The organism is Roseovarius sp. (assembly GCF_030373445.1).
GTDB lineage: Bacteria > Pseudomonadota > Alphaproteobacteria > Rhodobacterales > Rhodobacteraceae > Roseovarius.
Map to the genome: position 1 here is coordinate 143,844 of NZ_JAUCYU010000005.1, position 16,166 is coordinate 160,009.

The 16,166-nt window shown below is 65.9% G+C and carries 18 protein-coding genes; 13 read left to right on the forward strand and 5 right to left on the reverse strand.

Going from position 1 to position 16,166, the window contains the following annotated elements; genetic code table 11:
• Together QUV18_RS10945 and QUV18_RS10950 are read right to left on the reverse strand one after the other, a co-directional pair.
• Nucleotides 1-675 (reverse strand): DnaA/Hda family protein, encoded by a 675-nt coding sequence (locus QUV18_RS10945; protein ID WP_300893959.1) that lies wholly within the window; start codon nt 673-675, stop codon nt 1-3.
• Nucleotides 675-1,742 carry an AI-2E family transporter gene (locus tag QUV18_RS10950; protein ID WP_300893960.1) on the reverse strand — a complete coding sequence of 356 codons (1,068 nt, stop codon included), beginning with the start codon at nt 1,740-1,742 and terminating at the stop codon, nt 675-677. Before QUV18_RS10950 ends, QUV18_RS10945 begins: the two co-directional genes overlap by 1 nt.
• A 211-nt stretch (nt 1,743-1,953) precedes the next feature.
• Between QUV18_RS10950 and proS the strand changes: the two genes are divergently transcribed.
• The 5 genes from proS to QUV18_RS10975 all read left to right on the forward strand — a co-directional run bounded on the left by proS (nt 1,954) and on the right by QUV18_RS10975 (nt 6,945).
• A complete protein-coding gene (proS, locus tag QUV18_RS10955) occupies nt 1,954-3,351 on the forward strand; it encodes a proline--tRNA ligase (RefSeq protein WP_300893961.1) in 1,398 nt (465 codons plus the stop codon).
• An 8-nt stretch (nt 3,352-3,359) separates the two neighbouring features.
• Nucleotides 3,360-3,854: a hypothetical protein gene (locus QUV18_RS10960; protein WP_300893962.1), complete on the forward strand. Its 495-nt coding sequence runs from the start codon at nt 3,360-3,362 to the stop codon at nt 3,852-3,854.
• Nucleotides 3,855-3,926: 72 nt separating this feature from the next.
• Complete coding sequence (locus QUV18_RS10965) at nt 3,927-5,216, forward strand: lipoprotein-releasing ABC transporter permease subunit (protein ID WP_300893963.1); 1,290 nt, start codon at nt 3,927-3,929, stop codon at nt 5,214-5,216.
• A complete protein-coding gene (locus QUV18_RS10970; RefSeq protein WP_300893964.1) occupies nt 5,209-5,892 on the forward strand; it encodes an ABC transporter ATP-binding protein in 684 nt (227 codons plus the stop codon). Before QUV18_RS10965 ends, QUV18_RS10970 begins: the two co-directional genes overlap by 8 nt.
• Nucleotides 5,893-5,964: 72 nt before the next feature.
• Nucleotides 5,965-6,945: an Ldh family oxidoreductase gene (locus tag QUV18_RS10975; protein ID WP_300893965.1), complete on the forward strand. Its 981-nt coding sequence runs from the start codon at nt 5,965-5,967 to the stop codon at nt 6,943-6,945.
• A gap of 1 nt (nt 6,946) precedes the next feature.
• Here QUV18_RS10975 and QUV18_RS10980 read toward each other — a convergent pair whose 3' ends face one another.
• Complete coding sequence (locus QUV18_RS10980) at nt 6,947-7,255, reverse strand: hypothetical protein (RefSeq protein ID WP_300893966.1); 309 nt, start codon at nt 7,253-7,255, stop codon at nt 6,947-6,949.
• Between the two features lie 124 nt (nt 7,256-7,379).
• Here QUV18_RS10980 and QUV18_RS10985 point away from each other — a divergent pair, with 124 nt between their 5' ends.
• Both QUV18_RS10985 and QUV18_RS10990 read left to right on the forward strand, forming a co-directional pair.
• Entirely contained in the window at nt 7,380-7,778 is a 399-nt protein-coding gene (locus QUV18_RS10985; RefSeq protein WP_300893967.1) for a DUF4864 domain-containing protein, read from the forward strand.
• Nucleotides 7,779-7,928: 150 nt separating this feature from the next.
• On the forward strand, nt 7,929-10,220 hold the full coding sequence (locus QUV18_RS10990) for a glycosyl hydrolase family 28-related protein (RefSeq protein WP_300893968.1): 2,292 nt from the start codon (nt 7,929-7,931) through the stop codon (nt 10,218-10,220).
• Nucleotides 10,221-10,226: 6 nt separating this feature from the next.
• Here the strand turns inward: QUV18_RS10990 and QUV18_RS10995 are convergent, their stop codons facing one another.
• Nucleotides 10,227-10,871, reverse strand: a complete 645-nt coding sequence (locus QUV18_RS10995) for a hypothetical protein (RefSeq protein ID WP_300893969.1) — start codon at nt 10,869-10,871, stop codon at nt 10,227-10,229.
• 129 nt (nt 10,872-11,000) lie between these two features.
• Here QUV18_RS10995 and QUV18_RS11000 point away from each other — a divergent pair, with 129 nt between their 5' ends.
• From QUV18_RS11000 to QUV18_RS11025, 6 genes are all read left to right on the forward strand, one after another.
• Complete coding sequence (locus QUV18_RS11000; protein ID WP_300893970.1) at nt 11,001-11,321, forward strand: antibiotic biosynthesis monooxygenase family protein; 321 nt, start codon at nt 11,001-11,003, stop codon at nt 11,319-11,321.
• Nucleotides 11,318-11,635, forward strand: a complete 318-nt coding sequence (locus tag QUV18_RS11005; protein ID WP_300893971.1) for a DUF5665 domain-containing protein — start codon at nt 11,318-11,320, stop codon at nt 11,633-11,635. Before QUV18_RS11000 ends, QUV18_RS11005 begins: the two co-directional genes overlap by 4 nt.
• 51 nt (nt 11,636-11,686) lie before the next feature.
• On the forward strand, nt 11,687-12,601 hold the full coding sequence (locus tag QUV18_RS11010; RefSeq protein WP_300893972.1) for a DMT family transporter: 915 nt from the start codon (nt 11,687-11,689) through the stop codon (nt 12,599-12,601).
• Between the two features lie 70 nt (nt 12,602-12,671).
• Nucleotides 12,672-13,079: a universal stress protein gene (locus tag QUV18_RS11015; protein ID WP_300893973.1), complete on the forward strand. Its 408-nt coding sequence runs from the start codon at nt 12,672-12,674 to the stop codon at nt 13,077-13,079.
• A 61-nt stretch (nt 13,080-13,140) separates the two neighbouring features.
• On the forward strand, nt 13,141-13,575 hold the full coding sequence (locus tag QUV18_RS11020) for a hypothetical protein (protein WP_300893974.1): 435 nt from the start codon (nt 13,141-13,143) through the stop codon (nt 13,573-13,575).
• A gap of 171 nt (nt 13,576-13,746) precedes the next feature.
• Complete coding sequence (locus QUV18_RS11025) at nt 13,747-15,156, forward strand: hypothetical protein (RefSeq protein WP_300893975.1); 1,410 nt, start codon at nt 13,747-13,749, stop codon at nt 15,154-15,156.
• 369 nt (nt 15,157-15,525) lie between these two features.
• On the opposite strand, the gene QUV18_RS11030 is transcribed toward QUV18_RS11025, so the two are convergent.
• Nucleotides 15,526-16,071 carry a hypothetical protein gene (locus QUV18_RS11030; RefSeq protein ID WP_300893976.1) on the reverse strand — a complete coding sequence of 182 codons (546 nt, stop codon included), beginning with the start codon at nt 16,069-16,071 and terminating at the stop codon, nt 15,526-15,528.
• Between the last annotated feature and the right edge of the window lie 95 nt (nt 16,072-16,166).

Here is a 16,166-nt window from a genome sequence, read left to right on the forward strand (position 1 = left end):
TTACGTGTCGTCATTGTCCAGCAACTCGCGGGCGAGACCGGTGTTGATCGGCCGGCGCTGCTCGAGCGCTGCCGCATCGAGACGCTCGACGATATCCCGTGCGGCATCGAAGGAACGGTCGATGCGGCGGACCAGGAATGTCAGTGTCGGCGGCGCGGGCGAGAGCTGGCGGTCGGAAAACAGCTTCATCATCACCGCCATCAGCAATTCGTCGTCGGGCGGCGCGATCTGGACCGTGGGCGTGCCCTGCATCCGGCTGGCCAGGTCGGGCAGGCCGAGCGGCCACTGGCTGGGCGCGGCAGCGGCGGTGAAAAGCAGCGATTGCCCTTCGGCCAGCGCGAGGTTGTGGAGGTGGAAGAGCGCATCCTCGGCCGCGCGGTCGCCGGCGATGGCGTCGCAATCCTCGACCGCGACCGGCCCCTCGGCCAGCGCCGGGATGTCGGCCCCGGCCACGTCCCGCGCCGGGATGATCCGCGCGCCGCTCTGCGCCGCCCAGACATGGGCGAGGTGGGTCTTGCCGGCCCCGCGCGGGCCCACCAGCACCAGCTTGCGGGCAGGCCACGTGCGCCAGCCCTCGATCATCGCCACGGCGGTGGCGTTGGCCGACGATACGAAGAAGTCGTCGCGCCCGAGCGCAGTGCGCACCGGCAGGTCGAAGCTGAGCTGGCGGGCCATTACCGGAAGTCGTCCTCGGCCTGCCCGCGATAGAGCGAGCTGTCCTTGTAATGCTGCAACCCGAACCGCGCCAGCACACCCAGCGCCGCCGCCACCGGCACCGCGACCAGCATGCCGACGAAGCCGAAAAGCGCGCCGAAGACCGAGAGCGCGAAGATCAGCCAGACCGGGTGCAGGCCCACGGAGTTGCCCACCAGCTTGGGCGTCAGGATATTGCCCTCGATCACCTGTCCCAGCACGAAGATGCCGACGACCAGCCCGATCGAGACCCAGTCGCCCCAGAACTGGAAGAGCGCGAGCCCGATGGCCAGCACACCGCCCACCAGCGCGCCCACGTAGGGAATGAAGGTGATGAGCCCCGCGATGGCCCCCACGACGAGGCCGAATTGCAGCCCCACCGCCATCAGCGCCACGGCGTAATACGTGCCAAGCACAAGGCAGACCGTGCCCATGCCGCGGATGAAGCTGGCCATCGTCCGGTCGATCTCGCGTGCCAGACGGCGGATGACGGGGGCGTGGTCGCGCGGCAGCAGCGCGTCGATCTCGGCGACCATCCGGTCCCAGTCGTAGAGCAGGTAGACGGCGACCACCGGCACGATGACCAGAAGCACCACCACGTTGATCAGCGAAGCCGCGGAAGTAAGGATCGATTCCACGATCTGCGCGCCGCGTTCCTGGATCGTCTGGCCCAACGCGGTCAGCGACTGGCGCAGGGTCGAGTCGTCGTCGACCAGCGAGGGGAACTGGTTGGTCAGGAACATCTGCAACTCGGAGAAGACCCGCGGCACCGTCTCGAACAGGGTAATGGTCTGGTTCACCAGCGTCGGGATCACCAGGAGCGCGAGAATGACGAAGATCATCACCGCCACCAGCGTGATCAGCATGACCGACACGGCCCGCGAACAGCCCATCCTCTCGAATCGGTCGGCGATCGGGTCGAGCAGGTAGGCGATGGCCCCGCCCAGCACGAAAGGCAGGATCACGTCGCCCAGGAACCACATCAGAACGAGGAACACCGCCGCGGCGATGCCCCAGTATCTGGCCTGCGTGGAGACGGGAAGTGCCATGGTTGCCCCGGTTAAGCGTCGGTCTACACATTGCCGATGCGGGGCGCGCTTTCAAGGGCGGGGTGAGAGAAACCGCGCCGGGCCGGTGCGATTCAGCCGTGAAGGGGCAGGCGGGTGCGAAAACCGGTCCCTGAACGCCCGCATGGCTTGTCTCACCCCCGGCAAAGCCATAAACGGGGGGCCGAACGCCACCCATCACGAGGTCCGCCCGATGCGCCTGTCCCGTTACTTCCTGCCCGTTCTCAAGGAGAACCCCGCCGAGGCACAGATCGTCAGCCACCGGCTGATGCTGCGGGCGGGGATGATCAAGCAGGCCACCGCCGGGATCTACTCGTGGCTGCCGCTGGGCTTCAAGGTATTGCGCAAGATCGAGAACATCGTGCATGAAGAGCAGATTCGCGCCGGGCACAACCCGATCCTGATGCCGGTGCTGCAATCGGCCGACCTGTGGCGCGAAAGCGGGCGGTATGACGATTACGGCAAGGAGATGCTGCGGATGCAGGACCGGCACGGCCGCGACATGCTCTATACCCCCACGGCGGAAGAGCTGGTGACGGATATCTTCCGCGCCCATGTCGGCAGCTACAAGGACCTGCCGATGACGCTCTACCAGATCCAGTGGAAATTCCGCGACGAGGTGCGCCCGCGCTTCGGCGTCATGCGGGGCCGCGAGTTCCTGATGAAGGACGGCTACAATTTCGACCTGACGAAAGAGGACGCACTGCACGCCTATAACCGCCACCTTGTGAGCTACCTGCGGACGTATGAGCGGATGGGGCTTCAGGCGATCCCGATGCGCGCCGACAGCGGGCCCATCGGCGGCGACGACACGCATGAATTCCTCGTGCTGGCCGAAACGGGCGAGTCGGGCGTGTTCTACGACAGCGAGATCACCGACCTGAAATTCGGCGACCGCGACATTGATTACAACGATGTCGGCCAGTGCCAGTCGGTGCTGGAGGAGTTCACCAGCCGCTACGCCCGCACCGACGATACGCACGAGGAAACGGTCTTCCACGAGCGCGTGCCCGAAGAGCGCCGGCGTGAGGGCCGGGGGATCGAGGTGGGCCAGATCTTCTATTTCGGCACCAAGTATTCCGAGCCGATGGGCGCCACCGTGCAGGGCCCCGACGGCAAGCCCGTGCCGGTGCACATGGGCAGCCACGGCATCGGCGTCAGCCGGCTGGTGGGCGCCATCATCGAGGCCAGCCACGACGACAAGGGCATCATCTGGCCCGAGGGGGTGACGCCGTTCCACGTGGGCATCGTCAACCTCAAGCAGGGCGACGAGAAAGCCGACGAGGCCTGCGAGGCGCTTTACAAGGCGGTCACCGCGCTGGGGCTCGAGCCGCTCTACGACGACCGCGACGAGCGGGCGGGCGGCAAGTTCGCGACGATGGACCTGATCGGCCTGCCGTGGCGCATCACCGTGGGACCGCGGGGCCTCAAGAACGGGGTGGTGGAGCTGACCTCCCGCCGCACCGGCGAGAGCGAGGAGCTGCCCCCCGAGAAGGCGATCGAGAAGCTGGCGGCCATCTACGGTCCCCATCACCCCCGCCTGGGACAGGTCGAGCCGATGGCCAACAGCTCGTTCCACACGTGGATGTGAGGCCCGCCATGACCCGACGCGCCGCAACCCTGTCGCTTGCCGGTGGCGCCGTGCTGTGGGGCGCGGCGGCCGTTGCCGACAGCCTGACCTATCACAATGACCGCTTCGACGTGCATGGCACGTTGCCCGTGGGCTTCGCCGCCGGTCCCGCGCCGCAGAATGGCGACGGGCGCGAGTTTTCGAGCCCCGAGGACAGCGGCCACATCAGCATCTACGGCAGCTACAACACCACCGACAGCATCACCGCCTATCGCGAGGATACCAAGGCGTTCTATGCCAATAGTGGGGGCGAGATCACCTACGAGGCCGGCCAGGACGACTGGTTCGTGCTGTCGGGCACCGAGGGTGGCATGGTGTTCTACCTGCGGGTCGAGCAGGGCAAGTCCTGCGATGGCGACGTGGTCTTGGGGCACTGGCTGATCGAGTACTCGGAAGAGGATCGCGGGGTCTATGACCCGCGCGTCGGCAAGATGTCCGAGGGGCTGAACGTCGGCTCCTGCTGAGGCGCGGCGCCTTTCGCTTGACGCAGGACCTCCCAATGCCCAAGGTCCGCGCAAAATAAATTCGAGGTCCAAGTGGCAGCCAATCCAGCCCCGTTTTCCCGTTTCGAATGGATGATCGCCTGGCGCTACCTGCGCGCCCGGCGGGCCGAGGGCGGCGTCTCCACGATGACATGGATCAGCCTGATCGGTATCACGCTGGCGGTCTTCGCGCTAATCGCCACGCTGGCCGTGCGCTCGGGCTTCCGGGCCGAGTTCGTCGACACCATCCTTGGCGCCAATGCCCATGTGACGATCTACAGCGGCGGCAACGTCGACCAGCAGACCGGCCGCATCGACCGCACGATCGAGGATTACGAGGCCATGGCCGAGCGCGTGCGGCAGGTGCCGGGCGTGACCCGTGTCGCCCCGCTGGTGAAAGGGCAGGTGATGGGCAATGCCCGCGACCGCTCGGCCGGGGTCGAGGTGTTCGGCATCTCGCTCGATGACCTCAAGACCATCCCCCGCATCGCCAACGAGGAGACCTCGATCGGCGATATCGAGGCCTTCCCGAACGGCATCGCGCTGGGCGGTGTTCTGGCCCGCGAACTGGGCGTTTCGGTTGGCGACCGGATCAAGCTGATCTCGCCCAACGGCGTGAAAACGGCTCTGGGAAGCTCGCCGCGCGTCAATGCCTACGAGGTGGTCTATGTCTTCGAGGCCGGGCGCTACGACATCGACAAGATCCGCGCCTACCTGCCCTTCGAGGAGGCGCAGAGCTTCTTCAACCGCGAAGGGCGGGCGGACGAGCTGGAAGTGATGCTCGAGGAGCCCGAGGCGCTGGAGGCGATGGCGGGCCCCCTGCGGCAGGCGGCGGGCGAGCGCGCCTATCTCTGGACGTGGAAGGATTCCTCGGGCAGCTTCCTGCGCGCGCTGGATGTCGAGGATAACGTGATGTTCGTGATCCTGTCGGTGCTGGTGCTGATCGCGGCGATGAACATCACCTCCGGCCTGATCATGCTGGTCAAGAACAAGGGGCGCGATATCGGCATCCTGCGCACCATGGGCCTGACCGAAGGGTCGATCCTGCGGGTGTTCTTCATCTGCGGCGCCTTTACCGGCGTGATCGGAACCGCCTTCGGCGTGCTGCTCGGGTGCCTGTTCGCGATCTATATCGACCCGATCTTCGCGCTGCTCGATTCCTTCTCGGACCAGCCGATCTGGACGCCCGACAGCCGCGGCATCTATTTCCTGCCCGCCAAGCTGCAATTCTGGGACGTGATGTCGGCGGTGGGCCTGTCGCTGGGCCTCAGCTTCATCGTCACCATCTTCCCCGCCCGCCGTGCCGCGCGGCTCAACCCGGTGGAGGCGCTGCGCTATGAGTGACCCGATGCTGCGCCTGAAGGCGATCGAGAAGACCTACAATGCCGGCCAGAAGGGCGAGGTGCGCGTGCTGCGCGAGGCCGGGCTGGAGATTGCCGCGGGCGAGATGGTGGCGCTGGTGGCGCCCTCGGGCGCGGGCAAGTCGACGCTGCTGCATATCGCGGGGCTGCTCGACACGCCCGACAGCGGGATCGTCGAGATCGGCGGCGAGGCGATGACGGGCCTGTCGGACCGCCGTCGCACCATTGCCCGGCGGCGCGAGGTGGGCTTCGTCTACCAGTTCCACCACCTGCTGCCGGAATTCACCGCGCGCGAGAACATCGTGCTGCCGCAACTGGCCGATGGCGTGCCGCGGGCGAAGGCCATCGCCCGGGCGGACGAGCTGCTGGGCCAGGTCGGCATCGCCGAACGGGCCGGGCACCGCCCCTCGGCCATGTCGGGCGGCGAACAGCAGCGCGTGGCCTTCTGCCGGGCGCTGGCGAATTCCCCGCGGCTGCTGCTGGCGGACGAGCCCACCGGCAACCTCGACCCCGTCACCTCGGACACGGTGTTCGAGACGCTGATGCAGCTCGTGCGCGGCACCGGGCTGGCGGCACTGATCGCCACGCACAACCTCGAACTGGCCGCGCGGATGGACCGGGTGGTCAAGCTCGACCAGGGGGCGGTTGTCGCGGGATAGGGCCCTCTCGCGGCGGTGCTCTTGGCGCCGTCGGAGTGAGTATTTGGACCAAGAAGAAGCCCGGGGGGCAGGATGACAAAGGTATCGCTGGCCGAGATCGAAGAGGTGACGCGCGCGGCGCTGGTGGCGCATGGCGCGGAAGACTGGATTGCCGGCGAGGTGGCGCGCGCGGTGCGGGAGGCGGAGAGCCACGGCAACCGCATCTGCGGGCTCTACTACCTTGAAAGCTATTGCCAGCAACTGGAATCGGGCCGGGTGAAGGGCGACGTGGCGCCGGAGGTCAGCCGCCCACGCCCCGGCGCGGTGGTGGTCGACGCGCGGCTGGGCTTCGCGCAGCCGGCCTTCGCGCGCGGTTTGCCCGAAGCTGTGGCGGCGGCGCGGGAGTGTGGTGTGGCGAGCCTTGCCATCTGCCACGCCCATACCTGCACCTCGCTGGGTTTCTTCACCGAGCAGATCGCGCGGCAGGGCCTGATCGCGCTGGGCATGACCAATGCATCGCCCATCGTGGCGCCGCCGGGCGGCAAGACGCGGGTCATCGGCACCAATCCGATCTCCTTCGCCGTGCCGGACGGGGAGGGAGGCATCGCCATGCTGTTCGACCAGTCGACCACCACGGTGGCGCTGGGCAAGATCACTATGGCAAAGGCGGCGGGCGAGAAAATCCCCGAAGGCTGGGCCGTCGATGCCGAGGGCACCCCCACGACCGACCCCGAGGCCGCGCTGGGCGGCTCGCTGGTCAGCATGGGCGGTTACAAGGGCTGGGGCTTCGGCCTGATGGCGGAGCTGCTGGCGGCGGGCATGACCGGCAGCCGGTCCGCGCCGGACATCGCCCCGCTGAAGGCGCCGGAAGGCGAGCCGCACGATATCGGCGACTATTACCTGCTGATCGATCCGGGGATGTCGGGCGCCTTCCATGACCGCTTCGCCCGGATCGCCGGGATGGTGGCACAGGACGAGGGCGCGCGCATTCCCGGCGCCGGGCGGCAGGGCGCCGACCCGGTCGAGGTGGATGACGCCGCCTGGCAACAGGCACAGGCGCTGGCGGGCCGCTGAGCTATCCGCTGCAATGCCGGCGCAACATCTCGAGCCCGGCGGCACGATCGGCATTGGCGGTGCGGATGATCTCGGCGCTGGCCTCGTTCGAGCAGCCATCGATCCGGATCGTCCGGCCCCGGCGCAGGGCCAGGGCCGCCATGTAGATCTCGTTGACGTCGAGCCTCGCGAACTCCTCGGGCGAGAAGCGGCGCGGCACGAGGTCGGTGGGGTCGGGTTCCTCGACATCCTGGGCGGGCGCGGCCGATCCGGTCAGGCCGATCAGGCCGATCCAGCCAAGGATGGCGCGGCGCGGAAAGTGGTGGGCCATGGCGTGTCTCCTTTGGGCGGCATCCTATCACGGCCCGGCGGGGCGGTGCCATCGGTTCCCGCGTCGTCGCCCAAAGTGATCCGGGCGCCGCGTCACCTGCGTATCACCTGCATGGAGGTATGATATGCGACACATGATAAGCGCGATCCTTGTCGCCCTTGCGCTGGCGCTGCCCGCGAAGGCCAACGAGGATATAGAGAAGGTGATCTCGAACCAGATCGACGCCTTCCTCGCCGACGATTTCGAAACCGCCTTCACCTATGCCAGCCCAATGATCAAGGACATCTTCGGCACGCCCGAGAAGTTCGGCCAGATGGTGCGGCAGGGCTACCCGATGGTCTGGCGACCCTCGGAGGTGAACTTCCTGTCCATCGACCGCCGCGGCAAGGAGCTGTGGCAGAACGTGATGGTGCGGGATGCCGAGGGCGCGCTCTATATCCTCGAATACCAGATGGTGCCGGGGGGCACCGGCTGGCTGATCAACGCGGTGCGGGTGCGCAAGGCGACCGAAGGCACGGCCTGACGCGCCTCGGGCCGGTGTACGTTGCTGTGACACCCGGTTAACACCCCCTGTCTAACTCCCCTTTCCGCCGGCGGTGCGACCGTTCGGTCAGGTAATCCAATTGACATCCCGGCCGTGCCTGCCGCGCGGCGGATGCGGAAAGGGAAAGCGATGAACAAGGCAGTTACCGATGGCATCATCTTCATGCCGCCGGCCTTCGCAAGCGGGCTCGACGTCTGGTCGAGCGGCAACGGCACGCCGGGCTCCGACACTTACGACAATTCCCCCGATGCGGCCTTCGTGCCCTCGGATGCCGATTTCGGCGGCGCGCTGGAGCTGTTGAAGACGCAATCCACCATGAGGCTGCGCTACACCGGCGAGACGCCGATCCTGCCGGGCTGCTACCTGCGCATCCGGGCGCGGGTGAAGGCGATCAGCGGCGCGCTGCCGGATGTGCGCATCGCCGGCTGGGCGGGCGGCGCGGGCGGCGCCCATGTCACCGGCGTCGACGAGACCGGGCCGGAAACCACCCTGACCAGCTATGGCGACGTGGTCGAAATCAGCGCCATCGTCGGCACCGGCAGCCGCGGCGGCGTCGACATGGCCTGGGGCACCGAGGCGCTTTACGGCCATTTCGGGCTCGACCTGACCGGCCCGAACGGGGGCGTCGTCCGGATCGACGATATCGAGATCGAGGATGTCACCCGCTTCTTCCTGCGTGACCTGATCGGCGTGGTCGACGTGCGCGATTACGGCGCCGTGGGCGATGGCGTCACCGACGATCACGCCGCCTTCGAGGCCGCCGACGCCGCCGCCGACGGGCGCGACGTGCTGGTGCCCGAGGGGACCTATTACCTCGGCGACAGCGTGACCTTGCAGGCGCGCGCGCGGTTCGACGGGACGGTCACCATGCCCGCCGACAAGGTGCTGACACTCATGCAGAATTTCGACCTGCCGGGCTATATCGACGCCTTCGGTGTCGAGGAGGTGGCGTTCCGAAAGGCGTTCCAGTCGCTGATCAGCACGCCGCACCATGTCGAGCTTGACATGGCCGGCCTCAAGATCGACCTGCGCGAGCCCGTCGACCTCAAGGCCGCGGCCCCCGATGTCAGCAGCTTCGCCCAGCGGCGGGTGATCAGCAACGGCCAGTTCTCGGTCGTGGCCGGCCCCAACTGGGATACCGAGACGGTCACCTCGCAGGCCAGCTATACCACCAGCAAGGGGTATGAGCTCAACAACGTGACCAATGTCGCCAACATCCCGGTGGGCTCGCTGGTCGAGGGCAACGGGGTGGGCCGCGAGGTCTATGTGAAGTCGAAGAACGTGGGCGCCGGCACGATCGAGCTCAGCCGCGAGCTTTACGACGCGGTGGGCACGCAGAACTTCACCTTCCGCCGCTTCAAGTACATGCTCGATTTCAGCGGTTTCTCGAAGATCTCGAAATTCGCCATTTCCAACGTCGATTTCCTCTGTCGGGGCGATTGCAACGGGCTTCTGCTGCCCACCAAGGGCATCGGCTTTCACCTGCGCGACTGCTGGTTCACCTCGCCGCGCGAACGGGGCGTGTCGAGCCATGGCGACGGTTGCCAGGGCATGATGATCGACCGCTGCCAGTTCCTGTCGGACGAGACCCAGCTCCTGGTGCCGAACCGCACCTCGATCGGGGTCAACATCAACGCCAACGACGTGAAGATCCGCCACAATCGCTGCACCTATTTCAAGCATTTCGCGGTGGTGGGCGGCACCAGTTCGGTGATCCTCGGCAACCACGTCTTCCAGGGCGACGCCGCCGACGTCGGCCCGCGCAGCGCCGGGATCGTCATGGCGCATACCAATTCCCGGGCGACGATCAGCGGCAACTACATCTGCGACTGTTCCATCGAGTGGACCAACGAGCATGACAAGAACCCCGGCTTTTCCAGCGAGTTCTCGTTCTCGGCAATGAGCATCACCAACAACAACTTCCTGTCGCAAAGCACGGCACCATCGTTCAACTTCATCCGGGTCAAACCCTACGGCACCGGCCATTTCATCAACGGGCTCAACGTCACCGGCAACACCTTCCGCCTGTTCGACGGCAATATCGACCGGGTCGAGGGGATAGACACCAGCTTCGCCGAGATGGATTTCAGCCGGTTCAGGAACATCACCTTCACGGGCAACGCCTTCAACAACGTCAACACCGTGGTCGAGAACCCGCTGGTGATGGAGCATATCGAGGCCAGCCATAGCGACACCTGGGTGGTCGAGCCCTTTCCCAAGCTGCCCTTCCAGGCCTGGGCGCGGACGGTGGAATCGGTCACGCCCAAGGGGGCCATTCGCGAACAGAGCGGGCCGATCTACTGGGGGATGCCCTATCACCAGGTCCAGCAGGGGCCGAACAAGGACAGGGTGAACCTGCGCTGGGAAAAACCGGTCGAGGGCACCGTGACGATCCGCCTGCGGATCGACACGCCGGCCTGACGCGCCTCAGAACTTCTGCCAGATGCCGAAGGTGAACTTCACCGTGTCGGTATTCACCAGACCGGCCGTCGCCCCCAGAAGGAGGTGACGGCCCTTTCCCTGTTTGAACGCGAAGCTGGGCGCGATCTTCACGTAAGGGTCGCCGTCATCGGGCGCGGCCATCTGAAGCTGCACCATCCACTTGTGCCCGCCCCGTATCTCAGCGCCCACCGTCAGGTCGGTCTCGAATACCCCGGTGCCCGCCTCGGTCAGCACCGCCCGGCTGTCGAGCGCGACCCAGCCGGGGCTCTCGCCCAGCGTGAACCCCCGGCCGACGGACACGCCCGGCCGCAGCGCCAGCGCACCATCCACCATGCCCACGCCCATCTCCCAGGCCTGCACGATGTCGCCCCCGCGCGCCCCCAACGGAAACCGCGCGAACAGCACCGCCTTGTCGAGATCCTCCTCCGCCTGTCCGAAATCGAAGCCCACGACGCGGCCCTTGCCCACGCCCACCTCGGTGTAGAGCGTGGCATAGGCGCCCGCGCCATCGCCGGCATCCCCTTCCAGCGAGAAACAGAGATGCCCCTCGCCCTTCGCCATGGGCCAGGGCCCGGCCGCGGCCATAGGTCCGGCCGCTGACGCCAGCAGCAGGACCAGAATCCGCACCATGTCGTTCAGCCTCCACCTCCGAGCCTTGCCGAAACTGGTAAAGGAGAGGTTAATCGCCGCCAGAACGCGTCTTGCGCGTTGTTCGTGCCGTGCTAGCTGTTAGGCTGACAGTGCAAGGAGGGAAGCCCGATGCCCAAGATCGCCACGTCACACGATGTCCAGACCGTCATCACCACCTTCGAGATGACCCCCGGCACCTGCCAGGACCTTATGGACGAGCTCACCGCCGCCTACGAGGAGTTCATCTCGAAACAACCCGGCTTCATCGCCGCGGGCCTGCACGTGAACGATGCCCAGACCCGCATCGCCAATTACTCGCAATGGCGCTCGCGGCAGGATTTCCAGGCCATGCTCCGCAGCGAGGAGATGCGCCGCCGCAACCGCAGGATCCACGAGATGTGCAAGAGCTTCGAGCCGGTGATGTACGACGTGACGGCCACGTTCGGTTGACCCGCTTCCGCCGCAGACGACGACAGCCAGAGCCCGAGCCGGCCCCCGAGGACGTGCGCGCCGAGCTGCGCTCGCTCACGCGCGAGGTCTCGCGCCTCAATTCCCACAATTTCATCCGCATGCACAATTCCCTGCCCAGGGTGCTGGCCTTCAACTTCGCCCGCGGGCTGGTCTTCGGGCTGGGCTCGGTGCTGGGCGCCACGCTGCTCCTGTCGATCATCGCCTGGTTCCTGAGCCAGGTGGAATTCCTGCCGATCATCGGCGACTGGGCCACCCAGATCGCCCAGCAGATCGAAGAGGCGATGTCGAAGTAAAGCGCAGGATCCGGGTCGCCCGGATGCGCCGGCCCGTGCCATGTCTCAGCCATGACATCGCCCGCCATCACCCCCTCGGCCGCCCTGATGATGGCCGCGCTCGCCACCGTCTGGGGCGGCTCGTTCTTCTTGGCCGAGATCGCGCTGAACCATGTCCCCCCGCTCACCATCACGCTGCACCGCGTCGCCTGGGCGCTGCCGGTGCTGTTCCTCGTCATCCGCCTGCGCGGCATCGCCATCCCTCGCAGCCCGCGCATCTGGAGCGCCTACCTGGTGATGGGGGCGCTCAACAACGCCATTCCCTTCTCGCTGATCTTCTGGGGCCAGACCCGCATCGACAGCGGGCTCGCCGCGATCCTCAACGGCACGACGGCGGTGTTCGCCGCGGTGGTGGCCGGGCTGGTGCTGGCCGACGAGCCGCTGACCCCGCGCAAGATTATCGGCGCGCTTTTCGGGTTGGCGGGGGTGGCGGCGGTCATGGGGCCGGGCGCCCTTTCGGGGCTCGACCCCACCAACCTCGCCCAGCTTGCCATTCTCGGCGCGGCGCTCAGCTATGCCTTAGCCAGCGTCTGGGGCCGCGCCATGCTCTCGGGCACGCCGCCCGAGATGAACGCGCTCGGCATGCTGACGGGCAGCACGCTCCTGATGCTCCCGCTCGTGCTGCTGACCGATGGCATGCCCACGCTGGCCCTGCCGCTCGGGGCTTGGGCCGCGCTGCTGGCGCTCTCCACGCTGTCCACCGCGCTGGCCTACCTGCTCTATTTCGGCATCCTCGCAAGGGCAGGGGCGGCGAACCTGATGCTTGTCACCCTGATGATCCCGCCCGTCGCCGTGGCGCTGGGGGCCGGCGTGCTGGGCGAGCGCCTGTCGCCCGGCGCCATCGCGGGCTTCGCCCTCATCGCCCTGGGCCTCATCGTCACAGACGGGCGCGCGATGTCGCGGCTGGGACAGCGCCGCGCGGGATGATGCGGAACAATGCGGGGCAGGCGGCGGTTGCACAGTCACACCGCGCCGCAACGCGCATTGGAGAGCCAAGATGTACACCCATGTCCTTGTCCCCGTATCCTTCGAAGACGACCGCGACGCCGCCGGCGCCATGAGCGTCGCCCAGCTTCTGACCGGCGAGGGCGGCCGCATCACCCTGCTGCACGTGATGGAACAGGTGCCGACCTACGCGATCTCGTACACGCCGCAGGAATACCTGGTCGAAAGCCGCAAGGCGATCGACGCGGAACTGTCCGAGATGGCCTCCCGCATCCCCGGCGCACAGGGCATTGTCGTCGACGGCCATGCCGGGCGCACCATCACCGACTGGGCCGAGGAGAACGCGGTCGACTGCATCGTCATCGCCAGCCACCGGCCCGGCATGGCCGACCTGCTGCTGGGCAGCACGGCGCACCAGGTGGTGCGACACGCCACCTGCGCGGTGCACGTCGTCCGCTAGACCGTCCTCTAGGCGGGGGCCCCGGCACGAAAAGACTCGCCGCACCGGCCCGGGCGGGCGTATGCTCCAGGCGCATGCCACGGGGCATGTGTGCATTTCCGAGGCCAATATGCGTTACTTCAAGTCTTTCCTCGCCGCCGGGCTGCTGGCGTTTGCCAGCCCCGCCGCGGCGCAACAGCTGATCGGTGCCTATACCGCCTACATCGGCACCGACGACCTTTACAACTCCAAGGGCGCCCGCCTGACCCAGCCATGGCAGGTGCTCCGGCAGGACCGGGCCAATTACCACCGCTACGGCATCCGCCAGGTGGGCGACGAATGGGATCCGTTCTTCGGCAATGTCGATAACCGCGCGGCGATGGAGCGGATGATCATGAACGGCTCGATGGACCCGGTCGCACGGCAGAACCTTCTGCAGGGCGGCGCGACGGTGTTCGTGCGCATCTACGGTTCGGGCGGGATCGGGCGGTATGTGGATGTGACGGTGGCGCGGTAGGGGGCGCGGGGGAGCGGACCCGCAGCACCGCGAGCTTCGAGCCGGGGCGAATGTCGGCGGATCTACCTCCGCCCGAGGTCAATTATTTGTTGCGAAACGATTTTTGATGAAGATTATAGGTTGCAGGGTTCGAAGGCACCGGGCCACCGGTAAAGACCAGGAATAAATCGCATGCTTCCCAAAAGCAGTTACGGATACTTCATCCTGAACCCTGGGGGTGAAGACGAACTCTATCACTACTGGCAGGATGGGCCGACCTTCGTCGCCACCGACGACGGCGAAGCGCTCGAGATCGCGGCGAATTCCGCGCGTGAGCTCGGTACGCCGATCGGCACGGCCTACCTTATGGGCGGGAATGACGAAATCTATGGCGATGCCGCTGTCGTCTTTGCCGGGGCAGGCGACGACACGTTTTACAACAGCGGTGTAAGGGCCACCAACGGGGATGGTTACGGGATAAGCAAAGGCGAGGCCGGCGACGACGTCTTCTTCGATTTCCATGGCTCGACCAGGTATTACGGGGGGCGCGGAAACGACTATTTCCTCGGCGGTCTGTATAGCAGTTCCTACCAGGACTTTCCCGCCGAGGATTGGGATCACGACGTTGTCACGCTCAATCGCGGCAAGGACACGGTCGAGTGGAGATTCCTGTCGAGCAGCGACGGGTTGAACGCGATTCGCGCCGAGATCGACGGCGGCAAGGGCGTAGACGTGCTGGTTCTGATACAGTACAACGGGTACCCGGTCTGGAACGGCGGGGATCACGTCGATTTCCGTGACCTCGATCGCGGCCCGATGACGTTCGCGAATGCCACCTTCTCCAATTTCGAGCAGTTCGAACTGCGCTTCGGCGATTCCACCATCAACCGTGTGGACCTGGGAAACCATGACGACGTACTGGTCTGGTACGATATGCCGAACGAAGAGGGCGACCCCTGGGGATACCACTACGACCCCGAATTGCTGCCCGACGGTCCACTTGTCCTGCACGGGCGCGACGGGGACGATATCATTATCGGATCGATTTATCGCGAAGAGGAGTTCATCTACGGGGGCAACGGCAACGACACGATTACCGCCGGCGGCCGCGTCGGGGAAGCGGGCCACGAAAGGCTGGCAGGCGGTCCCGGCGACGACGTGCTTTACATGAAAGGCCCCACTGCGGTGCACCCCGGAACCATCACCGGCATGAAGGGCGGCCCCGGCGCGGACAAGTTCGTGGTGACGCAAACCTCCGAAGGCCTCGCGCGCATTCATGACTTCGAGCCGGGCGAGGATGAGTTCGTGTTCGATTTCACCGGCGGATACTCCATCTACGTGGCTGGTATCGGCTCCGAGAATCTCGATTGGCAGAACCTGAATGTCCTGGAAGACTCTCCCGAGATGCTGCAATTCGAAGTGACGGTGATGGAGGAGTACAGTTACGAAGACTACACCATCACCTACATCGACGGTTACGTCTACATCGAGAATTCCAGGGATGCCGGGACGGGCGGTTACGGGAACGAGGTCGCCTTCATAAAGGGACGGCCAGACCTGGGTGTCGAGGATTTCGGGTTCTACGATTATTCCGTGTTCTGATCTGCTTTGGGCATGGCGCGGCGGGTGAGGAGTGTTGCGTGTCAGGCTATGCACAAGGGTAGGGCGGCGGTGTTCGTCAGCCCCTACGGCACGGGCAGCAACGGGCGGTATGTCGACGTGATGATGACGCGGTAGGGGCTGCCGCCGAGCAGTCGGGGTGCCCGCCCGGTTCGGTTTGGCACACGCCCGGAATAGAGGCCGAAGGCGGCCGGGCAGGCGCTTTTGAGATGCTGTGCCACGTTCAGAACGAAGATGTATTCGGCACCATGAATTGCCAGAAAACAGCGGTGCAGCGCCTCCCCACGGGCCGGCGTTCGCCCGGCGGGGAGAGGTTGAGACCACAGGTTAGCCCTGCCATGGCCCCTCCGATCACCGTCCTGTTGCGCCGTAGAACATGGGATTTCCGGCAACGCGCAGGCAATGCGTATAGTCGGTTACGTGGGGAACGTCGGGAAACTGCTTCCTGTAGGCCCACATCAGGATGCGCATGGCATCCCAGACCGATGCATCGAACGCGTCACGGTCAGCGCTCAGCGCCTCCGTCCACCGGGACTCCCGAAGCATGTAACGGGCGCCCGCACGGGACAATTCCCAGCTTTCGTCCAGGTCCGGCCCGCGAAACTTTATCGTGTCGAGCCTGTGCATCGGAAGGGCACAGATCACCGTCGCCAACTCGTTGAAAAAACGCATGGCACCGCAATCGGAGTAGCGGTAACCGGTCCCTTCGGCGGAAAACCATACATCCGCACCCAGCAAGGACTGGTAGTAGGTCGTGAGGTGGCCGTTGTCCGACCCGTCGTGTGCAGGGGGCGGCGCCTCCTCCCTTTCACCAAGATGGACTGTAGTGCTCCCCTCGTAAAAACTATCGAGGGACGTATCATCGAATGAGATGGTGTTCTCGATAAGCGTAAACATGGTGTCTTCCAAATTCGGGTAGCCGGAACAAGGAAGTCTCGCATGCCGAGGGCGCCGCGTCCATTTGCGGGAACCTGAGTATCGTCAGCGCGATG